19 protein-coding genes are annotated in these 24608 nt (G+C 46.0%); 7 read left to right on the forward strand and 12 right to left on the reverse strand.

Annotated features, from left to right (window positions below):
- Positions 1 to 206: 206 nt before the first annotated feature.
- On the forward strand, positions 207 to 392 hold the full coding sequence (locus G5T77_RS01940) for a hypothetical protein (protein WP_166137393.1): 186 nt from the start codon (positions 207 to 209) through the stop codon (positions 390 to 392).
- 171 nt (positions 393 to 563) lie between these two features.
- Here the strand turns inward: G5T77_RS01940 and dnaJ are convergent, their stop codons facing one another.
- The 4 genes from dnaJ to G5T77_RS01960 form a co-directional block, all read right to left on the reverse strand.
- On the reverse strand, positions 564 to 1679 hold the full coding sequence (gene dnaJ / locus G5T77_RS01945) for a molecular chaperone DnaJ (RefSeq protein ID WP_034703346.1): 1116 nt from the start codon (positions 1677 to 1679) through the stop codon (positions 564 to 566).
- Between the two features lie 103 nt (positions 1680 to 1782).
- Positions 1783 to 2160, reverse strand: a complete 378-nt coding sequence (locus G5T77_RS01950) for a hypothetical protein (RefSeq protein WP_104426832.1) — start codon at positions 2158 to 2160, stop codon at positions 1783 to 1785.
- A gap of 130 nt (positions 2161 to 2290) precedes the next feature.
- Complete coding sequence (locus G5T77_RS01955; RefSeq protein ID WP_166137396.1) at positions 2291 to 5428, reverse strand: efflux RND transporter permease subunit; 3138 nt, start codon at positions 5426 to 5428, stop codon at positions 2291 to 2293.
- Between the two features lie 2 nt (positions 5429 to 5430).
- Positions 5431 to 6534, reverse strand: a complete 1104-nt coding sequence (locus tag G5T77_RS01960) for an efflux RND transporter periplasmic adaptor subunit (RefSeq protein WP_166137399.1) — start codon at positions 6532 to 6534, stop codon at positions 5431 to 5433.
- A 148-nt stretch (positions 6535 to 6682) separates the two neighbouring features.
- Between G5T77_RS01960 and G5T77_RS01965 the strand changes: the two genes are divergently transcribed.
- The 4 genes from G5T77_RS01965 (at position 6683) to G5T77_RS01980 (ending at position 12737) form a co-directional block, all read left to right on the forward strand.
- The gene (locus G5T77_RS01965; protein ID WP_166137401.1) at positions 6683 to 7306 is read left to right on the forward strand and encodes a TetR/AcrR family transcriptional regulator; all 624 of its coding nucleotides are present in this window, start codon (positions 6683 to 6685) and stop codon (positions 7304 to 7306) included.
- A gap of 150 nt (positions 7307 to 7456) precedes the next feature.
- Positions 7457 to 10141 (forward strand): phosphoenolpyruvate carboxylase, encoded by a 2685-nt coding sequence (gene ppc / locus G5T77_RS01970; protein WP_166137404.1) that lies wholly within the window; start codon positions 7457 to 7459, stop codon positions 10139 to 10141.
- A 297-nt stretch (positions 10142 to 10438) separates the two neighbouring features.
- Positions 10439 to 11734 (forward strand): solute carrier family 23 protein, encoded by a 1296-nt coding sequence (locus tag G5T77_RS01975; protein ID WP_166137407.1) that lies wholly within the window; start codon positions 10439 to 10441, stop codon positions 11732 to 11734.
- Positions 11735 to 11831: 97 nt separating this feature from the next.
- Positions 11832 to 12737: a LysR family transcriptional regulator gene (locus G5T77_RS01980; protein ID WP_166137443.1), complete on the forward strand. Its 906-nt coding sequence runs from the start codon at positions 11832 to 11834 to the stop codon at positions 12735 to 12737.
- Here the strand turns inward: G5T77_RS01980 and G5T77_RS01985 are convergent.
- The 5 genes from G5T77_RS01985 to ilvD (G5T77_RS02005) form a co-directional block, all read right to left on the reverse strand.
- A complete protein-coding gene (locus G5T77_RS01985) occupies positions 12734 to 13471 on the reverse strand; it encodes a sulfite exporter TauE/SafE family protein (protein WP_166137410.1) in 738 nt (245 codons plus the stop codon). The genes G5T77_RS01980 and G5T77_RS01985 overlap by 4 nt on opposite strands.
- Positions 13472 to 13627: 156 nt before the next feature.
- The gene (locus G5T77_RS01990) at positions 13628 to 13915 is read right to left on the reverse strand and encodes a chorismate mutase (RefSeq protein WP_004780403.1); all 288 of its coding nucleotides are present in this window, start codon (positions 13913 to 13915) and stop codon (positions 13628 to 13630) included.
- Positions 13916 to 13936: 21 nt separating this feature from the next.
- Positions 13937 to 15217: a hypothetical protein gene (locus tag G5T77_RS01995; RefSeq protein ID WP_166137413.1), complete on the reverse strand. Its 1281-nt coding sequence runs from the start codon at positions 15215 to 15217 to the stop codon at positions 13937 to 13939.
- A 152-nt stretch (positions 15218 to 15369) separates the two neighbouring features.
- Positions 15370 to 17055 (reverse strand): dihydroxy-acid dehydratase, encoded by a 1686-nt coding sequence (gene ilvD, locus G5T77_RS02000; protein WP_166137416.1) that lies wholly within the window; start codon positions 17053 to 17055, stop codon positions 15370 to 15372.
- 190 nt (positions 17056 to 17245) lie between these two features.
- Positions 17246 to 19075, reverse strand: coding sequence for a dihydroxy-acid dehydratase (gene ilvD / locus G5T77_RS02005; RefSeq protein WP_081402678.1), 1830 nt, complete (start codon positions 19073 to 19075; stop codon positions 17246 to 17248).
- Positions 19076 to 19482: 407 nt separating this feature from the next.
- Here ilvD (G5T77_RS02005) and fmt point away from each other — a divergent pair, with 407 nt between their 5' ends.
- A complete protein-coding gene (gene fmt, locus G5T77_RS02010) occupies positions 19483 to 20445 on the forward strand; it encodes a methionyl-tRNA formyltransferase (RefSeq protein WP_166137418.1) in 963 nt (320 codons plus the stop codon).
- Positions 20442 to 21746 carry a 16S rRNA (cytosine(967)-C(5))-methyltransferase RsmB gene (rsmB, locus tag G5T77_RS02015; protein ID WP_166137421.1) on the forward strand — a complete coding sequence of 435 codons (1305 nt, stop codon included), beginning with the start codon at positions 20442 to 20444 and terminating at the stop codon, positions 21744 to 21746. The genes fmt and rsmB overlap by 4 nt, the downstream gene beginning before the upstream one ends.
- Positions 21747 to 21808: 62 nt before the next feature.
- Here rsmB and zupT read toward each other — a convergent pair whose 3' ends face one another.
- The 3 genes from zupT to G5T77_RS02030 all read right to left on the reverse strand — a co-directional run bounded on the left by zupT (position 21809) and on the right by G5T77_RS02030 (position 24305).
- Positions 21809 to 22624, reverse strand: a complete 816-nt coding sequence (zupT, locus tag G5T77_RS02020) for a zinc transporter ZupT (RefSeq protein ID WP_104426819.1) — start codon at positions 22622 to 22624, stop codon at positions 21809 to 21811.
- Positions 22625 to 22708: 84 nt separating this feature from the next.
- The gene (locus G5T77_RS02025) at positions 22709 to 22819 is read right to left on the reverse strand and encodes a methionine/alanine import family NSS transporter small subunit (protein ID WP_004780392.1); all 111 of its coding nucleotides are present in this window, start codon (positions 22817 to 22819) and stop codon (positions 22709 to 22711) included.
- A 10-nt stretch (positions 22820 to 22829) separates the two neighbouring features.
- Positions 22830 to 24305, reverse strand: a complete 1476-nt coding sequence (locus G5T77_RS02030) for a sodium-dependent transporter (protein ID WP_166137423.1) — start codon at positions 24303 to 24305, stop codon at positions 22830 to 22832.
- Between the last annotated feature and the right edge of the window lie 303 nt (positions 24306 to 24608).

Consider the following 24608-nt stretch of genomic DNA (forward strand, 5'->3'; position numbering starts at 1 on the left):
TTTTATGGCTACCGTTATAGGTTTAATTATGAACAGTAAATGTCAACAGACCCTAATGATTAATCTTATATTTCAATTATTTAAATAACATAAAATTACATTAGTAAACATAAGTACACACAAAAAACATCAATATCTACATTTTATGTCAACATTTTTGCCAAGTGTACTGAGTAGTACACTATTTTTAATACAAGGAAATTTATATGAAATTAGTTCAATTAACTTTTGCCGGGGTAGCGTTAATTGCTGCATCACAAACTTTTGCTGCTGAAGAAGTAGCACAAATAGCTCCTGCTGCAACTGAAACAGCTGCATCTGAAGTTCAAGCTGCTGAAGCACCTGCAAGTGAGGCTCCAGCATCAGAAGCTCAAGCCACTGAAGCGCAATAATATGATAGGATTTATATTTCTCTGCGTGAGGGATATAAATCCTTCTTAAAAAGCTAATACTATTAAAAGAATAATTTTCTTATCATTTCTATCTAATAATTAACTCATACGCCTTTCCCGAATTTAAGCCATAAAAAAAGACGCCTGAGCGTCCTTTTTTATCTATCCAGATCAGTCAAACAACCGATCAAAGAAAGATTTTTTCTTTGGAGAAGACTGGCTGCCCTCATCTTCCATGGTCGCTTGCAACTCTTTCAACAGTTCACGTTGACGTGCAGTCAGGTTCACTGGTGTTTCTACAACAACACGGCAAAGCAGATCACCTTGCATGGTTGAACGTACTGGTTTCACGCCCTTACCACGTAGGCGGAACAGTTTACCGGTTTGCGTACCTTCAGGAATTTTCAGGCTGACACGACCATCTAATGTCGGAATCTGAACTTCTTTACCCAAAGCTGCATCCGCAATTGAAATTGGCACATCCATATACAGATCTGCACCGTCACGCTGGAAGATTTCGTGTTCACGTACCACGACTTCAACGTATAGATCACCTGATTGGCCATCACGAATCGCTTCACCTTTACCAGTCAAACGTACGCGGTCGCCATTGTCCACACCGGCTGGAATAGTAACTTCCAAAGTTTGCTGACGGTCAGATACACCTGAACCATGACATTTATTACATGGATTCTTGATGATCTTGCCCTGGCCACGACAGGTACTACAGGTTTGCTGTACCGAGAAGAAACCTTGCTGCATACGTACCTGGCCGGCACCATGACAGGTTGGACAGGTTTCAACATCGTTCGGATTTTTAGAACCTTTACCATCACAGGCGTCACATGGTGCTGGTGCAGTAAAAGTAATGGTTTTCTTAACGCCTTTGACTGCTTCTTCAAGCGTCAATTCCATCACATAGCGTAAGTCTGAACCACGGCGTTGACGTTGCTGGCCACGGCCCCCCCCACCAAAGGCTCCACCGAAAATATCCCCAAACTGGCTGAAAATATCTTCCGCACTGAAACCACCGAAGCCGCCAGCACCACCGCCCATACCACCTTCAAAGGCTTGATGGCCCATGCGGTCGTACATGCTGCGTTTTTCGCTGTCTGACAGAACTTCATACGCTTCTGAAGCTTCTTTAAACTTCTCTTCAGCTTCAGGATTGTCCGGGTTACGGTCTGGATGATATTTCATCGCCAACTTACGGTAGGCTTTTTTAATTTCATCATCACTAGCGGTTTTAGAGACGCCCAAAACCTCATAATAATCACGTTTAGCCATGTCTGGCGATGCTCCTCACGGAATTCTATTTAATATTGACTGTGGTCTAAAATTGGGGTTAAACCCAGCTTTACAAGGGGAATTCTGAAAAAAAATTGAAAGCTTAGAATACGGCTTTGTTTTGAGAAAATTTGAAGATGCCTTTGAACCAGGCATTAATGAGGAAAATAATGGCAATAAAGCTGAATACTACACCTGCGACTGTGCAGGCTTTCACCCAAAGCTGGCTATCCCAGGCGAAGAAAAATAATGGAATGAACCAGAGCGCTGCAAAAATCGCGAGTACTGAATAAATTACAATATTACGCATGATCCAGAGTGCCTGTGCCTGTAACCAGACTTCGGCATAATCAATCTGGGTCACCTTACGTGCATACCAGTAGGCGAATATGCCGCTCACCACTGTAAACAAAGCAAAAAACATGAAGACATAAGCCATCGCCACGGAGCGTCGCATCTTGGTGAGTGTGTCTTGAGTCATGTTTAGTCAACCTTAGTGTGCGGCCCAGCACAAGCAAGTTCCGCAGCAGTATGTCTTTTTTGAATTATTAAAAAATCAGGCACTACTATATTGAAATTTTCAATATTTCGCACCTGAAATTATGACAAATTTAAACAGAATTTAAACTTTTTTTCACTTTAAACCATTGTGCATATAAGGCTGGCAGGAAAAACAGCGTTAATAGCGTTGCAACGATCAATCCTCCCATAATGGCAACCGCCATTGGTCCGAAGAAAATGCTTCTGGATAAAGGAATCATGGCCAGAACGGCAGCCAGTGCAGTCAGGACAATCGGACGGCAACGGCGCACTGTGGCATTGATAATGGCATTCCATTGCGATTCACCTGCCTGAATATCCTGTTCAATCTGGTCAATGAGAATCAACGAGTTACGCATGATCATTCCTGACAAAGCAATCGTGCCCAGCATGGCCACAAAGCCAAAAGGTTTATTGAAAATTAACAGGAATAAGACCACGCCAATAATACCCAATGGCGCTGTCAGGAAGACAATGAAGGCACGTGAGATACTTCGGAGCTGAATCATCAGCAAAGTCATCACCACTGCCAGGAACAATGGCATACCCGCATTCACTGAATTCTGCCCTCGCGCAGATTCTTCGACTGTCCCGCCTACTTCAATCAGATAGCCACTTGGCATTTCTGATCTGAGCCGCTCAAGTTGATCTTTCAACTCATTCACCACGGTTGCCGGTTGCAGTTGCGTCCGGATATCAGCCCGTACCGTAATGGTCGGCAAGCGGTTCCGATGCCAGATCAGGCCTTCTTCAAAGCTGTATTCGATCTTGGCAATCTGGGCCAGAGGAACTGAACTCCCATTCGTAGTCGGTACTGCCAGACTACTCAGTGAACCGACATCGACACGTTCAGCCTGATCACCCCGTAAGCGGATTTCAATCAGCTCACGTTTCTCACGGTACTGATCAATCGCTGTTCCAGAAATCGAGCTATTCAGGAAATTGGCCAAATCGCTACTGCTCACGCCAAGCTGACGGGCGCGGTCCTGATCGATATCCAGTTTAATCACTTTACTTGGCTCGCCCCAGTCCAGATGCACATTGGTGGTATTCGGATTGTCTCCGACCGTTGCTGCAACTTTCTGTGCCCATTGACGGACTAATCCCAGGTCTTCACCCGATACACGGAACTGTAATGGATAGCCCACGGGTGGGCCATTTTCCAGCAGAGACACCCGGGTACGGGCTTCTGGTAACAGCACCCGAATCTGGTCGCTTAAGGATTTACGGATTTCATTGCGGTCTTCAAGTGATGAAGCCAATACCACAAACTGGGCAAAGCTGGCTTGCGGCAATTGCTGGTCTAATGGCAAATAGAAACGCGGTGAACCGGTACCAACATAGACCACATAGTTATCAATCCCCTCCTGTTTGGACAGGAAGTTTTCAACTTTTTTCACTGCCGCTTCAGTCGCTTTTAATGAAGCGCCCTCTTCCAGTTTCAGATCTACCAGAATTTCGGCACGGTTCGATGGCGGGAAGAATTGTTTTGGCACCAGATTAAACATCAAAATGGATAGCACAAAAATCCCGACAGTCGCCGCGATGACCGTTTTACGGTAGGTAACACAGATATTCACCCAACGGCGAAAGCCCTGATAGAACTTGGTTTGATAAGGATCATGATGTTCACCGGCATGATGCACCAGCGGCTCCGGTTCAGGGCGTTTGCCTAAACGCGCCCAGAGACGTTGATACCATGGTGCTCTCTGCACCAGATCTTTATTGAAATCTGGCAGGAGCTTGTCACCCAGATAAGGCACAAATAGGACGGCTGCGATCCAAGATACTAATAACGCCAGCGTCACCACCTGGAAAATCGAGCGGGTATATTCCCCGGTACTGGATGCTGCTGTCGCAATCGGCAGGAAACCGGCAGCAGTAATCAGGGTTCCGGTCAGCATTGGAAAAGCAGTCGTCCGCCAGGCATGACCGGCCGCCTGTAAGCGGCTAAAGCCCTGCTCCATTTTGATTGCCATCATTTCAATGGCAATGATTGCGTCATCCACTAGAAGGCCAAGTGCCAGAATCAGGGCACCCAGAGAAATCTTATGCAGACCAACATCAAACAGTTGCATCCCGGCAAAGGTCATCGCCAGTACCAGTGGAATCGAGAACGCCACCACCAGACCGGTACGAAAACCGAGTGAGAAAAAACTCACCAAGAGAACAATAATCACGGCCTCGGCCAGAACTTTCATGAATTCATTAATACTGCGTTTCACTGCTACCGGCTGATCGGAAACTTTTTGCAGATCCATTCCTAAAGGCAAAGTTTTCTGCAACCGGGCAAATTCCTGTTCCAGATTTTTACCCAAGGCAATGATGTCACCGCCTTTACGCATCGATACGGCAATACCGATGCCATTTTCGCCCATAAAGCGCATACGCGGTTGTGCCGGATCAGTAAAGCCGCGATAAACCTCCGCCACATCGCCAAGCTGGATGGTCTTGCCATTCACCAGTAAAGGTAGCTGCTGCAGTTCTTCGACATTATTCAGCGCACCACTGACCCGCACCTGAATCCGGTCAGAACCGGTTTCAAAAAAGCCCGCCTGAGTCATGGCATTTTGCTGCTGCAGTGCCTGCTGAATGGCAGTGACCGGAATACCGAGCTGGGTAGCTTTGGTGTTGGAGATTTCGATCCAGATTTTCTGGTCCTGCAGACCGATCAGTTCAACTTTGGCGACATCCTTGACCCGTTGCAACTGTAACTGTAAACGGTCGGCATATTCTTTAAGCGTCGCATAATCGAAGTCATTGCCCTTGATGACATAGATGTTGCCAAAGGTATCGCCAAACTCATCATTAAAAAATGGGCCTTGTACGCCTTGCGGTAATTCATGCCGAATATCATTGATTTTCTTACGGACGTTATACCAGACATCTGCGACATCCTTGGAAGCCAAAGAATCCTTGGCAATAAAAGTCACCATGGATTCCCCCGGACGGGAATAGGCCATGATCCGGTCATACTGACCAGTAGTCATCAACTCTTTTTCAACCCGGTCGGTGACTTGTAAGGATACTTCTTTAGCACTGGCACCCGGCCAGTAGGTCTGGATTACCATGACCTTAAAGGTAAACGGCGGATCCTCACTTTGTGACAGTTTGGAATAGGATACGATGCCCACCAAACCGAGCAGGATCATGAAATACAGTACCAGACCTTTATTCTTTAAGGCCCATTCAGACAGGTTAAAGTTCATACTTAACTCCCTGCCTGAATTTTCACACTACGGTTTTCACGGTCAATCGGATTGATTTTCTGTTGGTCACGCAGCAGATGCACCCCACCAATCACCACATAATCATCAGCCTTTAAACCACTGAGGACTGGCACAGAATCACGGCCATAAGCACCCAGCTGAACCGGCACTTTGCGGATGGTATGATCCGGCTTAACTACCATCACATAGGCCTGCTGATCGGTCGCTGAAACGCTGGATAAAGGCACACTAAGAATATTGTCCTGACTATTCTGGAAGAACACCCGGGCACTCTGGCCGAGCTGAATCTGACTATTACCTTCGCGTAAAGCCACTTTCACCCGGAAGGTACGCGATTGATCTGCTGCTGGTGAAATCTCACGAACAAAGGCGGCGAATTTTTCACTCGGTTTAGACCATAACGTGACCCAGGCCGGCTGACCAGTTTTAATTTCGGAAATCGCCTGTTCAGGAACCCCAATCACGACTTCACGCTCACCGGCGATTGCCAGCTCAAAGGCGGCCTGCCCTGCTGCAACGACCTGACCAATTTCGATATTACGTGCAGTAATTACCCCACTTTTATTGGCAATGAGCTGGTTATAAGCGGTCTGATTTTTAGCCGTATCATAATTAGACTGAGCCTGTTTCAGATTTGACGCGGCTGCCTTATATTGGTTTTCAATCGCATCATATTGCGAACGGCTCACGGCATTGGTGGGTAACAGCTGCTTGAAACGCTGTAATTCATCCTGAGCAATTTTACTGGCCGATTGAGCACTTTCCAGCTGGGCACGTGCTGCATTTAATTGAAGTTGAGCATCTTTCACATCTAGGGTCGCCAAGACCTGCCCCACTTTTACCTGATCGCCCACATCGACAAAGCGCTGGGTGACCTGCCCGCCTACCCGGAATGCCAGTGCTGTTTGCTGACGTGCCTGGACATCACCGGCATAGCTTTTCAATTCCTGATGTGAAGTTTTCGGTGTGGTCACCATGACAAATGGAACTTCCTGTTCTGCTGCAGCGCTGTCCTTGCTACATCCTGAGAAAGCCATACTGCATAGGACGATCATGCCAGCCAGTGCGCTCTGTATCGTGCTCATTATTGTTCGCTCTTATCTAATCATCATTTTTAGGGCAAAATAGGTAGATATATAAATTGCTTATTTTTTAATTAATATACCACCCGGTACACTAATTAGGATTCTGCAGTTAAAACAATGACCATATTGAATTTTTTTGGATGAAATTGTGCAAATACCGGTTGGACGGCCCAAGGATCTGGAGAAACGCCAGCGTATTCTGAACGCAGCGAAACAGCTGTTTTTACAGCATGGTTATCATGGTTCCAGCATGAACCAGATTGCGCTGGAAGCCGGGGTGACCAAACTCACTGTCTATAATCATTTTCAGGATAAGGCCACGCTGTTTAGCTGTGCGGTTGAAGAAACCTGTGAGGCAATTCTGCAGGAATCTCCTAAAGTTCTGCAGCCTGATAGTGATTTTCAGCAGGAGCTGTATCAGATCTGTCTGCGCTCATTCAATATTGCCAATCTGCCGGAAGCTCTCAAACTGGACCTGCTCATCATGCAACTGGCCTATGAAAAAAATCCGTTGGCGGAACGTTTTTATACAGCCTCACATATCAAGCTGAATCAGGCCTGGCATGATTTCTTTGAGCAGGCGCAGCAACATCAATTTATCCAGACTGATGATCCGCAGCATCAGACCGAACTGATGGTGTCCTTACTGTTAGGTATGCGACATCACAAAGTCTTACTGGATTTAAGCCCGTTACCTGACATGCAGCAACGCCATCAGATCATTCAGCTGGCCATCGAGATCTTTATGCTGAAATATGCAATTTCCCGTTAAATTTCTTCTATCTGGCCTGATCCTTGCAACAGCGTAAGGACTAAAATTCATCCAATTATCAACAAATGATATTCAACTTTTGTCTGCAAAAGACTTGGATTGTCATGCAGTCGGGGTATAGTCAAAGGAAGAATCGGAGGGATATAAAAAATGGTTCAACAGATTGATGCACCTCTACGCGAAGACGTACGTTTACTGGGTAATTTGCTGGGAGAAACCCTGAAGTTACATGCGGGGCAAGATTTGTTTAATCAGGTCGAGCAAATTCGGGCCTTATCGAAAGGCGCTCGCGATGGACAGGTGGAAGCAGAAAAACAGCTGGAACAATTATTCCTGACTTTAGAAGATCATGAAATCCTGCCATTGACCCGTGCCTTCACCCATTTCTTAAACTTTGCCAATATTGCCGAACAGTACCATGTGGTACGTCGTCGCCGTCAAAGCGAATTTGAGGAAACTACAGAATCTCCAAATCCTCTGGTTCCTTTATTTGAAAAATTCAAACAGCAAGAAATTTCTGCAGAAACCTTATATCAGCAAATCTGTGAATTAAAGATTGAACTGGTGCTGACCGCACATCCAACAGAAGTCAGTCGACGCACCCTGATCCAAAAATATGATGGCATCAATAATGCCCTGTCCAAATTTGACCAGCAGAAACTGACCCCACGTGAACGTCAGACAGTTTTGGCTGACTTAAAACAGCTCATCAGTTCTGCCTGGCAAACTGATGAAATCCGTCAACATCGCCCAACCCCGGTGGATGAAGCCAAATGGGGCTTTACGACAATCGAACAGACCCTCTGGAATGCGGTTCCTAAATTCATCCGTGAGCTGAACGGCATGGTTGAGGAACAATGTGGCCAGACTTTGCCACTAGATGTTGCTCCGGTACGTTTCGCTTCCTGGATGGGGGGTGACCGGGATGGCAACCCGAATGTGACGCATAATGTGACTCAGGAAGTATTGTGGTTGTCGCGCTGGAAAGCAGCTGATCTGTATCTGCGTGATATTGAAAACCTGCGCTGGGAACTTTCTATTCAGCAATGCAGCGATGAAATTACACAGGCGTTAGGCCATCAACATCCTGAACCCTACCGTGAATATTTACGCGATATCCGTGAACGTCTAAAAATCACCCGTGCCTGGCTGGCTGAAAAACTGCATGGCAAAGATGCGGATGATAGTCGGGTGATTAAAAGTAAAGATGAGTTATTAAAACCTTTACTGACCTGCTATCGCTCATTGATGGCGTGCAATCTGGCAGAACTTGCCAATAGCAGTCTGCTGGACCTGATTTACCGGGTGAACTGTTTCGGCATTGAACTTCTCAAACTGGATATTCGCCAGGAATCTGGTCGTCATCGTCAGGCCATTTCAGCCATTACTGAATATCTGGGTCTGGGTAATTTTGAAACCTGGACTGAACAGGCCCGTCAAAACTTCCTGTTGCAGGAACTGCAAAGTAAACGGCCTCTACTACCTAAACACCTGAATGAACCAGCGGGTAGCCTGATTGAACATCCGGATGTGCAGGAAGTGTTTACCACCATGCGCACATTGGCCGAACAGCCAAGTGAGTCTCTGGGTGCCTATATTATTTCCATGGCCGAATACCCAAGTGATGTGCTGGCTGTCTTGCTGCTGCAAAAAGAAGCTGGGATTAAACAGCCTTTACGGGTAGTACCTTTATTTGAAACCTTAAAAGATCTCGACGGCGCTGCTGACACCATGTCGACACTCTTTAATATGCATTGGTACAAGCAGCATATTCAGGGTAAGCATGAGGTCATGATTGGTTATTCGGATTCAGCCAAAGATGCCGGCTTTATGTCAGCCAACTGGGCACAGTACCGTGCGCAGGAAGAACTGACCGCAGTTGCTAAACAGCATGGTATCCAGTTGACCTTGTTCCATGGCCGTGGCGGTTCGATCAGCCGCGGCGGTGCACCCACCCAACAAGCCTTGTTCTCGCAACCACCAGGCTCTATTTCAGGCGCTATTCGGGTGACTGAACAGGGTGAAATGATCCGCTTTAAATTCGGTCTGGAAGAAATCGCACTACAAAATCTGGAAATTTATACAGCGGCGACGCTGGAAGCGACTTTATTACCGCCACCTGAACCAAAACCGGAATGGCGTGATCTGATGCATAAAATGACTGATCTGTCAGTACAAGTCTATCGTCAGACGGTACGTGAAAATCCGCATTTCGTGAAATACCTGCGTACCGTGACCCCAGAACTGGAACTGCAAATGCTGCCGCTTGGTTCACGTCCTGCCAAACGTAAGGTCAGCGGTGGAATTGAATCCTTGCGTGCCATTCCATGGGTATTCGCCTGGACCCAAATCCGTCTGATGTTACCGGCTTGGCTGGGTACCGGTGCCGCATTAAATGAGGTACTGGATCAAGGGCAACGTACAATTCTGGATGAGATGCTAACCGAATGGCCTTATTTCCAGACCTTAATTGATATGCTGGAAATGGTGCTGTCCAAAGCAGACAGCAATGTCGCGCTCTATTACGAATCACATCTGACTCAGGATGAAGACCTGAAAGAGCTCGGCACGGAACTGCGTCAACGCTTGCAAGATGCCATCCAGACCCTACTCACTTTAAAAGATGAATCAAAACTGCTGAGCAGTAATGGTGTCTTGGACCAGTCCATGACCGTGCGTAAACCTTATCTGTTACCGCTCCATTTACTGCAAGCCGAATTGATGAAACGTCGTCGATTATATCTGGAACAGCAGCAGGCTGAACACACGCCAGTCGATCATGCCCTAATGGTGAGTATTGCCGGTATTGCCGCCGGTTTACGAAATACCGGTTGATTTTTTCCCTTCCATTTAAAGCACATCTACACGATGTGCTTTTTTATTGATCAGTCAATAGCCAAAAAAAGCTTTATTTATATATCAAATTGAAATTACTTATAGAAGTTGAATATGAATTGTCCGGGAATTAATCCACTGATTTAACTTTAGTTTTGATTTAAAAAACTTTTACCGCACGGTAAAATATCAAATAAAGTCATAGAATTAATTTGAACAAAAATTTTGTTTCAGTGATTAAATCTTCTAAAAAACAAGAGTATGATGTGCACAATTTATCTTTTGAGTGCTCATTTTATGTCCAATTGGTTTCCCAAGTGGCGCCCTTATGAGGGTAGTATCGATGCACGACCAGTAGGTACCGCAGAGTATTTACCGCCTGCCCAGACCCTGATCTTGGGGGTACAACATGCCTTTGCCATGTTCGGAGCGACGGTACTGGCGCCATTTCTAATGGGTTTTGATCCCAATCTGGCCATTTTAATGTCGGGGATCTGTACCATCCTGTTCTTCCTGATCACGGGTGGTCGTGTACCAAGTTATCTGGGTTCAAGCTTTGCGTTCATTGGGGTGGTGATTGCAGCAACCGGCTATGCAGGTGCTGGCGGACTGAATCCAAATATTGGTGTCGCCGCTGGCGGGATTATTGCATGTGGTGTGCTTTATACCTTGATGGGTGTTCTGGTCATGGCAACGGGAACCCGCTGGATTGAAAAATTGATGCCGCCGGTGGTGACCGGTGCGGTGGTAATGATTATCGGTCTGAACCTGGCCCCTGTGACTGTGAAAAACGTCATGGGCAATACCTTTAATATGTGGATGTCACTGGTGACCGTACTGTGTATGGGTTCTATTGCGGTGTTTACCAAAGGTCTGGTACAGCGTCTATTGCTCTTGATCGGTTTATTGCTGGCTTACTTCATTTACTACATTTTAAGTAATGTGATGGGCTATGGTACTGCGATTGATTTTGCGCCAATTCAGCAAGCTGGCTGGTTTGGTGTTCCGAGCTTCCATGCACCTGTATTTGATACCAATGCCATGCTGATCATTGCGCCAATTGCCTTGATTCTGATTGCAGAAAACCTGGGACATATTAAAGCGGTGGGTGCCATGACCGGTGAGAATCTAGATCCGCATATCGGTAAAGCCTTTGTGGCGGACGGTATTGCAACTACCTTGGCAGGTGGTGTGGGCGCACCGGGTATGACTACCTATGGTGAAAATATTGGTGTGATGGCCGTTACCCGGGTTTACTCGACGATTATCTTTGCTGTTGCCGGTGTATTTGCAGTATTCCTCGGTTTATCGCCGAAATTTGGTGCGATTATTCATACCATTCCAACAGCGATTTTAACCGGCGCCTCAATTGTGGTCTTTGGTCTGATTACTATTGCCGGTGCGAAAATCTGGATCGAAAATAAAGTCGATTTTTCACAGAACAAAAACCTGATGGTGGCAGCAGTAACGATTATTCTGGGTACGGGTGACTTTGCCCTGACCTTCGGTAACTTTAACCTGGGTGGAATTGGTACAGCGACCTTTGCTGCGTTATTCCTGAACTGGTTCTTTAGCCTGGTCGATAAAAAATAATTCGAAGACTTAAATTTTCAAGCAGCCTCCAGGCTGCTTTTTTTATATCGTAAGAATTGTTTAAATAGGCCTGATCTTTTATATGAGCATCCTGCCGATGCGTCTGGATTTTTTTGATTTACGTCTTTTTCTCAATATAGTCGACACAGGTAGTCTGACCAAAGGTGCTGAACGCTCTGCCATTTCCTTACAGGCAGCAAGTGAGCGGATTAAAAAGCTGGAACAGCAATATCAGGTCAGTCTGTTCAGCCGCCATTCTGGCGGGGTGAAAATGACTTTTGCGGGACAGGTCTTTGCTGAGCATGCCCAAGCCCTGTTGCAACAGGGACAACAGTTGTCTCAAGCCATGGCCGGTTTTAGTGAAGGACTCAATTCCAATATCAGCTTATGGTGTAACTCTTCAGCACAAAGTGAGTACCTTCCCCTATTATTGCCAAAATATCTGGTAAATAACCCAAATATCCAGATTGACCTCAAAGAAGCGGAGAGCAATGACATTATTGCGGCTTTAGCGAGTGGTACTGCCAAGCTAGGACTTATTTCCAGCTTTTTTCCTGCGCCACAATTACAGACTCTGGAATTTTCAGATGATCCTCTGGTGCTGATCTGCCCTGAACAACATGATCTGGCAGCTAATCAGGCATTAACATTAGCAGACTGTCTGAGTTATCCCTTTGTTGGTCTGATGCAATATCACTCTTTGCAGCAGTCGATTGAAACCCAGGCTCGCTTGCTGAACTGTGAAATTCAATACCGCTTACGCTTACCAAATTTTGCCGCCATTGCCCAAGTTGTGGCCAATGGTGTAGGTATCGCGATCATGCCAAAACGTGCTGCACAACGTTTGTCGAAGCTCTATGCATTTCAGCAAATCCAGCTGACAGGAGATTGGGCCAACCGCAAGTTATTGTTAGCTGCAAAGAACTTTGATGAACTGAGCACCGCCTATCAGCACTTTAGCCAGTTCCTCATTTCTGCGGATGTACAAAAAATCCTGAATTAAATCCAGCCAAATTGATGCAGCATCATATAGCTACCTAAGGCGATCAGGCCGATAAAAAATACTGTCCGGAATTTCTGTTCAGAGATACGAGAACGGATTTTCTTGCCGAACCACATCCCGATCAAGGCCGGAATCAATGCAATCGCTGACATGGTATAATCAATCGGCATATCTTCCACCGGGTTTTGGTGCAGGAAAATTGCCAAACACACCGTCGAGGTGGTAAATACCAACCCTAAGGCCTGAACCAGATCATCACGTTTTAAATGCAGGGTTTGCAAATAAGGCACCACTGGAATCACGACTACCCCAGTTGCCACGGTCAAGGCCCCGCCGAGATATCCCATAATCGGAGAAAGCCACTTTTCATGCTGGCTTAAATCTGGCATCCGTTTCGCCAGTAAACCATATAGGCCATATAGAGCAAGCATCCCGCCCAATAAAGCTTCACTATGAAATTCAGAATGACCTAAGGTCGGGAAAATACTCCAGACTGAACCCACGATAATGCCTGCTAGCAACAGCCAGAAACGGCGAATCAGTTTCAGTACATGACCTTCGGCAAAAAGTTGCCAGAAATTGGTCAGCATCGAAGGTACTATCAGTAAAGTTGCTGCCTGAAATGGACTCATAAACATGGTCAGCAAACCCATGGACACCGCAGGCAGACCTAATCCAATGGTGCCTTTAATCAGGCCAGCCAGAGCAAAAATAGCAATAATAAAAGCAGTCATCTGATGACCCTAAATTGATTTAAGCCCATGCTATAGAAATCACGAATAGAGTAAAATCAGGGTTTTAAGAAGGAAGCCTCAAGCAAATATTGAGGCTTCAGATGGATGTGCTGAAAATCATCAGATTCATCAACAAAAATCGGATTTAAAAGTCGTTTAAGGACGGAACTCTTTCAGTTCACGCTGAATGAAATACTGGAACATTTCCCGGTACAAATGCTCAATGAAGGCCTGATCCACGCCCTGCTGTTGTGCCAAGGCTTTGACATTTTCCACAATCTGCTCCATACGCTCCGGTGATTGCAGATCAGTTTCAGTTTTTTTAAAACGGGTGGTTTGATCAACATAAAATTGACGCGCAGCGATCAGCTCGACTAAAGCTGTATCAATGGCATCGATCTGTTGACGTGCATGTTGTAATGATTCAGCTTTGATTTTTTCCATGTTTATTCAGTCACTTTCAGTTTAGTTATCACTCTTATACTTTTCTTCTAACACATTACTGAAAATACTTTCAATCATCCAGACACGATATAAGCTATTAAATGTATAACTTTGCCCATCAATACGCAGTTCCAGCACCGGTAGATTCGGCTGGGACTTCATTTCACATAAGGTGTCATTTTCCTGCAACTTGGCCAGAACGTCTTCCTGGGTCAGTTCAGTAATATTCAGTTCCTGCTGCATACGCTTGAAATGCGCTGCATAAGACAGATCATAACCACGAGTCCAGACCGCTTCCAGAATCTGGTACATGGCTTCAATCCGCTGCTCTTCCGGACAGCTATAAAACAATTGCGCCATCGGCATCACGGCCTGCTCGGTTGGCCGGCAGAATGGGGTAAATTTGACTTCAGTTCGCTTGGATAAGCGCGTCGCCAGACTCCAGTCAAACCAGTCCCGTCCCTGATGAGACAGCGGATAGACATTCAACTGGATATTATAAAAATCAGCCAGCTCTTCCTTAATATAGGCTAGCAATAACCAGGAAATCGGATCTTCCAGAGCGATATACAGGTCTAGCTCCGGATCCATGGACTGGATTTCATTCAGCTCTTCCGCATCACTGATCAGATGCTCGCGCCATTCAATATGATTGATCAGGAAAATCGGATTGCCGGTCAGTAATCTCTGCTGTTTCAGGCGACGGGTCAGACGTAACAGATCATCTACCGCCTGATACTGGCGTCCGCCAAACTGGAAATAACTGGCCAGAATCGGACTATGCTCAAAAATTCGTTCCGGAAAATTCTGCGGCGAATGATGACGGCTGGCCATCGCATATAAAGTGCGTAATTTTCCGTTCTGTTTTTGCCAGAGCATATGAAAGACATCTTCCAGCAAATACAGAAAATCCTGTCCGCGTAGTGGCGTATTTCTCAGGATGGTTTCTGCCTGCTTTAAGGCTTCAGCTGTCGGTAATTCTGGGGTCTCATGAAAGCTGAAACGATGCTGTTTAGATAAAATTTTGGCATCATTCAGGCAATAGTGCTGCCATTCATCAAAAGACATCTGATTAGGCGGCTCAGCCCGCTGATCTGAAATGATGACTTTGAGTGGCTTCAGTTCCGGACTGAGAATTTCTTCCAGTTGCGGTAACTGTTGTACCGCCAGATAACTATAAACATCATCCAGTCTTAAATGGATGCTCAAGCCATCTTCAATAGATAACACCGTTTGACGAACTGGTTTCTGGTAAAACCAACTCGATCGGATTGGATCAAACCAACGGCGTAGCAGGGACATGAGAGGTGCCTCGAAAAGATTTTGTCATGCCAGCCCTTGCCAGCAGGATCGTTTTATTCAACATCCTATTATGAGGATGTTTATGACCTGATATAAGTCTTGTGCAAAACTTATATCAAGTCAGCAACAAATGTTCAATGTTTTCTAGGACTTTAGATTTCAAGATTTAGGTCAGTCACGGCCCCGGTCTCCGCCCCAGAGGTCAGTTTGGCGAATTTCGCCAGTGCCCCGTGAGTGTAATTCGGTTTCGGTTTCACCCAGGCCGCCTGACGTGCAGCAAGCTCTTCATCCGAAATATGCCAGGTCATTTCACGGGTTTCCGCATTAATGGAAATTTCATCGCCATTTTGCACCAGACCAATCGGGCCACCCTCATAGGCTTCCGGTGTGACATGACCAATCACAAAACCATGACTTCCGCCTGAGAAACGGCCATCAGTAATCAGTGCGACTGAATCCCCCAGACCTTTACCAATAATAGCAGAAGTCGGTTTTAGCATTTCCGGCATGCCCGGTCCACCTTTAGGACCTACACCGCGAATCACGACTACCTCACCTGGCTGAACTTCGCCATCCAGAATCCCGCGCATCGCACCCTGTTCGCCTTCAAACACGCGGGCCGGTCCTTTGAAATATAGACCTTCTTTACCGGTAATTTTGGCCACAGCCCCATTCGGTGACAGGTTGCCTTTCATAATGATCAGATGCGAGTCTTTTTTCACCGGTTGGTCGAATGGCAAAATAATCTGCTGGTCTTCAGGATAATCTTCTACATCTGCCAGGTTTTCTGCTAGTGTTTTTCCGGTCACAGTCAGACAGGAACCATCTAGCATGCCAGCATCCAGCATGCGTTTCATCAATGGCTGGATTCCACCAATAGCAATCAGTTCTGACATCAGGTATTTACCGGATGGGCGGACATCAGCCACGACAGGAATTTCTTTTCCAATTCGTACAAAGTCATCCAGGCTTAGTTCAACACCCGCTGTATGCGCCATGGCTAACAGATGCAGCACTCCATTGGTTGATCCACCCAATGCAATCAATACTTTAATTGAATTTTCAAAAGCCGCTTTGGTCATGATGTCACGTGGCTTGATATCCAGACGCAGTAGATTCATCACTGCTTCACCAGCACGGGCACAGTCAATCTGCTTGTCTTCAGACACCGCTTCCTGTGCGGATGAGCCTGGCAGGCTCATGCCGAGAGCTTCAATCGCAGAGGCCATAGAATTGGCGGTATACATCCCCCCACAAGAACCCGGTCCTGGCAAAGACACTTCTTCAATATGTTTCACCTGAATCGCATTAATTTCGCCTTTGGCATGCTGACCCACCGCTTCAAATACCGAAATCATGTCGGTATGCCCTTCACCCGGCTTGATGGTGCCACCATAAATAAACAGACCTGGACGGTTTAAACGTGCCAAGCCCATGATGCAGCCCGGCATGTTTTTGTCACAACCGCCAATGGCAATCACGCCATCATAGGCCTGACAACCAACTACTGCTTCAATCGAATCGGCAATAATTTCACGCGACAGCAAGGAGTATTTCATCCCCTCAGTTCCGTTGGAGATCCCGTCGGAAATAGTGATGGTATTGAAGATAATCCCCTTACCACCGGCAGCATTCACGCCCTGCTCGACTGTACGTGCCAGGCCATCAATATGCATATTACAAGGGGTCACATTGGCCCAGGTCGACGCGATCCCGATAAACGGACGAGTAAAGTCTTCATCCTGAAAACCGGTGGCACGCATCATGGAACGGGCCGGTGCATTTTCGATGCCTTCATAGACGGGAGCAGAATGTTCTCGGATATTGTCTTTACTCATTTTATTCGTCCTGGATGTAATTCTTGTGAAGCTTAAAAGCTGTCTAGGTTTTATTCGATTGTATAGAAAGCGATCTTTAGATAAAAGTAAGACTCTGTGTATCTGATTCAGTTATTTGAGGTAGTGCAATTATCAAAAATAAAAAAAGCACCCCTCTGGAGTGCTTTTTTGCGCTATAAAAATTTACAGCTTAGATTTCACGTACCGCGCCTTTTGCCGCACTTGTGGTATGCATTGCATAGGCTTTCAAAGCTTTAGAAATCTTACGTGGACGGTCTTCTACTGGATGCCAGCCTTTTTCATCTTGAGCAGCACGACGAGCGGCCATAGTCGCATCATCCACAGCCAGGTGAATGGTACGGTTTGGAATATCGATTTCGATACGGTCGCCATCTTCAACCAGACCAATTGCACCACCTTCTGCAGCTTCTGGTGATACGTGACCAATCGACAGACCTGAAGAACCACCAGAGAAACGGCCGTCAGTCAGAAGTGCGCACTCTTTACCAAGACCTTTAGATTTCAGGTAGCTGGTTGGGTACAGCATTTCCTGCATACCAGGGCCACCACGTGGACCTTCGTAACGAATCACAACTACATCACCTGCTGTGATTTTGCCACCCAGAATCGCGTCTACCGCAGAATCCTGGCTTTCAAATACGCGTGCAGTACCGTTAAATTTCAGGATTGATTCATCTACACCGGCCGTTTTGACGATACAGCCATCAAGCGCGATGTTGCCATAAAGTACAGCCAGACCACCGTCTTTAGAGAAAGCATGTTCTGCATTACGGATCACACCATTTTCACGGTCACCGTCCAGACGTGAGTAGTAACGGTCTTGTGAGAATGCAGTCTGAGTCGGTACACCGCCCGGTGCTGATTTAAAGAATTTATACACTTCCTCATCTTCAGTACGGATGATGTCCCACTTGTCCAAAGCATCTTTTAATGTTGCTTCGTGAACCGTACCGACAGAGGTATCTAACAGGCCTGCACGATCCAGTTCACCGAGGATCGACATGATACCGCCGGCACGGTGCACGTCTTCCATATGTACGTCATTCTTCGCAGGAGCGACCTTACAAAGCACTGGTACTTTACGAGACAGACGGTCGATGTCATCCATAGTGAAGTCCACACCTGCTTCATTTGCAGCAGCTAACAGGTGAAGTACTGTGTTAGTTGAACCACCCATCGCGATATCCAAAGTCATGGCATTTTCATACGATGCTTTGGTCACCATTGAACGTGGCAAGACGCTGTAATCATCTTGTTCATAATGACGTTTTGCCAGTTCAACAATGAGAGAACCAGCGCGTTCGAACAGTTTTTTACGGTTCGCATGAGTTGCCAAAGTTGAACCGTTACCTGGAAGTGATAGACCCAATGCTTCAGTCAAACAGTTCATTGAGTTCGCAGTGAACATGCCTGAACATGAACCACAGGTTGGGCATGCTGAACGTTCGTATTCCGCAACTTCTTCATCAGTATAGTTATCATCTGCCGCAACGATCATCGCATCGATCAGGTCGATGGCTTTGTCATTACCACGAATTTTTACTTTACCGGCTTCCATCGGACCGCCAGACACGAAGACCACTGGAATGTTCAGACGCATTGCTGCCATCAACATCCCCGGAGTGATCTTGTCACAGTTCGAGATACACACCATGGCATCGGCACAGTGTGCGCTGACCATATATTCTACCGAGTCAGCAATCAGGTCGCGTGAAGGCAGTGAATACAACATACCGTCATGACCCATCGCGATGCCGTCATCTACAGCAATGGTATTGAATTCTTTTGCTACACCGCCTGCCTGTTCAATCTGACGTGCCACGAGCTGGCCTAGATCTTTAAGGTGAACATGACCCGGTACAAACTGGGTGAATGAGTTCACTACGGCAATAATCGGTTTACCGAAGTCTTCATCCTTCATCCCAGTTGCGCGCCATAAGCCACGCGCACCCGCCATGTTTCTTCCGTGTGTCGATGTTTTTGAACGATAGTCAGGCATTTTATATTTCCAACAAAGTTTGAGCTTGAAATGAACCGAAAAAGGTTCACTCTGGCTAGATCATACTGACAATGAGCTTAAATCAGTCGAATGTTAGACCTATCATACTACAAGCCATTGTTTTACAAGATGACCTATTCGTTGTAGATGCAGACAAAAATGTCTATAGAGAGGTCTCGGTGAGCTGACAATAAAAATCTCTTAATAAAGCTACTATACCGCCATCATGGATCGGACAATACAAAACTTTCATGAATAATTTTTAGAATTTGCATGAGTTTTTTTTATATAAAATTTAATTAAAAGTAGGAATCTATAATCACTGTAACAGTTAAGTGCATTGTAGATTAGGCGGCCATTTGGCTTTTAGCTTATAATAGCTGCCAAGTTTATTTGGAATTTCATGTGTGAAAATCATATTTGCAGGCACACCAGAATTTGCAGCAACTGCATTGGCTGCGCTTCTCAAAACCGATCATGAAATTGTGGCGGTCTATACTCAGCCGGACCGTAAAGCCGGTCGTGGTCAGAAACTTACCGCTTCTGCTGTGAAACAGCTGGCGCTTGAACATGACATTCCGGTATATCAGCCACTTCATTTCAAGTCTTCAACTGAAGAAGGTCTTGCTGCTCAGGCTGAGTTAAAAGCGTTGAATGCTGATGTGATGGTTGTAGCTGCCTATGGTCTGATTTTGCCGCAAGTGGTTCTGGATACGCCTAAATATGGTTGCCTGAATATTCATGGTTCACTGCTGCCACGCTGGCGTGGTGCTGCGCCGATCCAACGTGCAATTGCAACAGGTGATCACGAAACTGGCGTGACCATCATGAAAATGGCTGCCGGGCTGGATACTGGTGACATGATGTATAAAACCTTATGTCCAATTACTGCAGAAGATACCTCAGCCAGCCTGCATGATAAATTAGCTGCTCAAGGTGCTGAAGCAATTGTAGCGGTACTGGAATCTGAAGAAAAATTACAACAGTATTTAGCTGCCCGGGAAGTGCAGGACGAAGAACTTACCGTCTATGCTCATAAGCTGTCTAAGGCAGAAGCCCGAATTGACTGGAGCTGTACTGCCTCTAATATTGACCGTAATATCCGTGCCTTTAATCCTTGGCCAGTCGCTTTTATTCCTCTGGATGAAAATAACAACCTGCGGGTTTGGGGTTCGGTACTTTCAGAAAAAAATGCACACTGTCATGTCGCTGGCACGATTCTAGCGATTGATAAACAGGGTGTACATGTGGCCTGTGGTGATGAAAAAGCAGTGTGTCTCACTTCACTACAATGGCCGGGCGGCAAACCGCTCAATCCGGTACAAATTAACCAGACCCAAAAATTACATGTAGGACAATTATTGGCATGAGTCATTCTGAATCAGGCACATCTCACCTTAACTTGCGTGCCCAAGTGATTCGTACCTTACTTGCTGTACAGCAAGGACAATCTCTGGCCAGCATCTTGCCGCTGCATTTAAAGAAAGTGGCTGACCGTGATCGTGCCCTGTTCCATGAACTGGTTTTGGGTACTTTGCGTCAATGGTACGCACTTAAAAGTATTACTCTGCCACTGCTGGTGAAGCCTTTAAATAATGATACGGTCGAAACCTGTCTCTATGTCGGCCTATACCAGTTATTGGAAACCCGAATCGCGCCACACGCTGCCATTTCTGAAACCGTGACTGCAGTAAAGCAACTTGGTTATCAGGCTTTAAGTGGCGTAGTGAATGCCATCCTGCGCCGTGTTTCACGTGAAACATCGGAATTTCAGGCAGCACTGGATCAGGCTCATGGCCTGCCAAGCTGGCTATTTAAACGCCTGAAAAAAGACTGGCCAGAGCAGCTTACTGAGCTGAGTCATGAGTTAAAGCAGATTGCTCCACTGACCCTGCGCGTAAATGAACGTCAGGTTAGCCGCGCAGACTATCTGGAAATTCTGGACGAGCACGAAATTCCTGCCCATGCCTGTACTGTTTCCAAGGTCGGGATTATTCTCGATGCCACTGTACAGGTACCTGACTTACCTGGCTTTGATGTCGGTGGTTTTTCGGTACAGGATGAACATGCCCAGCTCTGCGCTACCTTGTTGCCAAATCTGGATGACAAGTTTGTGATTGATGCCTGTGCAGCACCGGGTGGTAAAACGGCGCATATTCTAGAAAAATATCAGCCGCGTAAACTGATCGCTCTTGATCAGGATGCCAAGCGTTTAACGCGTGTCACTGAGAATCTTGAACGCCTGTTACTGGAAGGCGAACACGTTGAAATTAAAGCCGCAGATGCCATCACTTGGCAGGCACCGGAACAGCCGGACTGTATCGTGCTGGATGCGCCATGTTCAGCCATCGGTGTAATGCGTCGCCATCCAGATATTCGTCTGTTACGTCATTCAACCGATATTACCCAGACAGTAGAGCTGCAAAAGCAGATTCTGGAAAATATGTGGCAGCAACTGAAAGTCGGTGGCACCCTGCTCTATATCACCTGTTCAATTCTCAAAGCGGAAAATGAACAGCAGATGGTCAAATTCTTTAGCAAACATGCAGATGCTAAGGAAATCAAGATCGAAGCAGATTGGGGCATTGAACAGATCCATGGCCGTCAGCTACTACCTAAAACCGGTCAAGGCGATGGCTTCTTCTATTGCCGGATTGAAAAAACTGCTTAAATGATATTGCTAAAAGAAAAGGTAGCTTTGGCTGCCTTTTTTATTGTTTTGATTTGAAATTCTTATTGTACAAATTTAAAAATCACTAGACTGGTCGCCAGTGCCGCCATCCCACTGACCAGACCATAAACGGTTTCATGACCTTTAGAAAAACGTTTTGCAGTCGGTAAGAGTTCATCTAGTGCCAGATAAACCATCACCCCACCGATAATCCCAAACACCATGCCATAAATGGTATGACTCATATACGGCGCCAGAATGAAATAACCCAGCGCAGCGCCCAGAGGTTCAGCAAAGCCTGAAACCAGACTGGCCACAAGTGCATAGTCTTTACGGCCTGTTGCACCATAGACCGGTAATGCAATCGCAACACCTTCAGGCACATTATGAATCGCAATGGCAACCGCCAATGGTGCACCCAGTGCAGGACTTTCCAGCGTCGCAAAAAAAGTCGCCAATCCTTCTGGCAGGTTATGTGCACTAATCGCAAATAACGTCAGTAGTCCTGTTCTTAGTAATTGCGGCTGACTCAGATCCTGTTTCGATTGTGCCTCAATGGTTTCATGCGGATTAGGAACGAATCGATCCAGCAATAAGACCAGTACTACACCCAATAAAAAGGCAAAAGTACCATAAGCAAAACCGGATTTTTCATCAAAGGCCAGGCTAAATGAACTGATCGATTTGTTTAGAATTTCTGTGAGCGAGACATAGATCATTGCTCCGGCAGCAAAGGCCAGTCCAAAGGCTAAAACCCGGTAATTCGGTTTTTTTAAGAACAGCACCAATCCCCCACCCACCAGGGTAGCCAGACCTGCCAAAAATGTCACTGCAAAAGCAGTATAGACTTGTGCATCGGTAACGGGAGCAATTCCCATAAGTCTACCCATTAAAAAAAGTCATTATCAGCAAAGATGATAATGACTTTCATTTACAGCAACAATGTGTTTATGTGAAGATTTTTAGTCTTCTGGTTCTTCTGGATTTTTTGCCAGATGCATGACAGCCAGTGCCAGACCACCCCATAATAAAACCATGGAGAAAATCATCATAATTAATGCAGATGTATTCATATTCGTTCTCCTAACTATGACGATCTTTCACTAGACTGAACAGAATGGCACCCAGAATAAAGAATGCAATCGTGCCCCCACCAATCATCCATAGCGTACTTGCAGGATAATCACCATAACCTTCTGCCATGATTGATTTTAAGGTTAAACCCAATGCTGATAATAAAGATAACGGCGTGATCACAGTCAACATGAATTTCCAGCTGCCACCCAGCTTCAGGCTGGCAAACTCGTTCACATGTGTTTCCAGCTGTTTCATCAATGGACGACGGAACCAGGACAATAAAATAATCGAGAACAGACCACCACCCACAATACCAATGTTGTTAGCGAAGTAGTCAATGATGTCGACAAAGGTAATGGCACTATGAGTCGAGAACATCAAGGTGGATACAACTGCTGAACCACCTGCAATAATAGTCACTGACTTGTTCTTCGACCAGCCAAGTTTGTCTTGGAATGCCGCAATTGGCACCTGCAGAATACTGACCATAGAGGTAATACCTGCCACCGTTAATGAACCAAAGAACAGGAAGCCGAACAGGTCACCACCGGCACCTAAACTGGAAATGATTTTCGGGAAGGCAATAAAGGCCAGACCGATACCACCAGAGACCACATCTTCAACCTTCGCACCTGAACTGAACGCCATAAAACCAAGCGCTGCAAAAACTCCAATACCTGCCAGGATTTCAAAAGACGAGTTAGCCAATGCCACCACGACACCTGAACCGGTCAGGTTAGTTTTACGTTTCAGGTAAGAGGCATAGGTCAACATAATCCCGAAGCCCACTGAGAGTGAGAAGAAGATGTGACCAAACGCAGCCAACCAGACTTTATAATTGGTCATGGCTTCCCAGTTTGGGGTAAAGAAAGCATTTAAGCCATCGACTGCACCCGGTAAACGTACCGCCTGAATCACCAGAATCGTGAATAAAATTACCAGTAATGGCATGAAGATTTTATTCGCCAGTTCCACCCCACGGCGTACCCCACCGTAAAGAATCAGCATCACGGCTGCCCAAACAACCACTAAACCAAAGAACAGTACAGGGACGAAACCGAAGGTCAGGCCCTCACCATTTTGCAGGTAGCTATTGAAGAAAAAGGCTTGTGTATCTGTGCCCCACTGCTGTCCAAAGGAATAAATCATATAGCTGCCGGCCCAAGACAGGACGCTGGCATAATAAATCCCGATGATCAGGGTCACCATGACCTGCCACCAACCCAGAGATTCTGCATTCATGAGTTTTTTATAGGCCATTGGTGGTGCTTTGCGGAACTTATGTCCGACTGCATAATCTAAAAATAATAGAGGTAAACCTGCTGCAAAAATCGCAATCAGATAAGGAATCAGGAATGCCCCGCCGCCATTTTCATAGGCAACGTATGGAAAGCGCCAAATATTCCCCAAACCAACGGCAGAGCCAATGGCTGCAATAATAAATCCTGATCGTGCCGACCAATTCTCTCGAGTATCTGTCATAGAACACCTAAACTTTAAACTTCATTCAATACTGCTTGTTATGGTTATGTCGCGAGCACTGAAGAAGCATTTCAATTATTTCGGGTGTTTGAATTAGAGTTATACCTTTTGGGCATCGAATTCTAATATACAAACAGGTCAGCTAGCCGGACAGCTTGCTTAAAGTCTGAGCAGAAAGCCGACCTTGTAGATGGTTCAACAATACTGACTTTTTCAATTTTTTTCTGTAATTTCTGCTTAAAACATTCCTTTTTTATAATCTATTCTTATCAAATGCTCAATAATTCTACGCTGATCCCTTGA

The organism is Acinetobacter sp. GFQ9D191M (assembly GCF_011174875.1).
In the GTDB taxonomy this organism is placed as follows: Bacteria; Pseudomonadota; Gammaproteobacteria; order Pseudomonadales; family Moraxellaceae; genus Acinetobacter.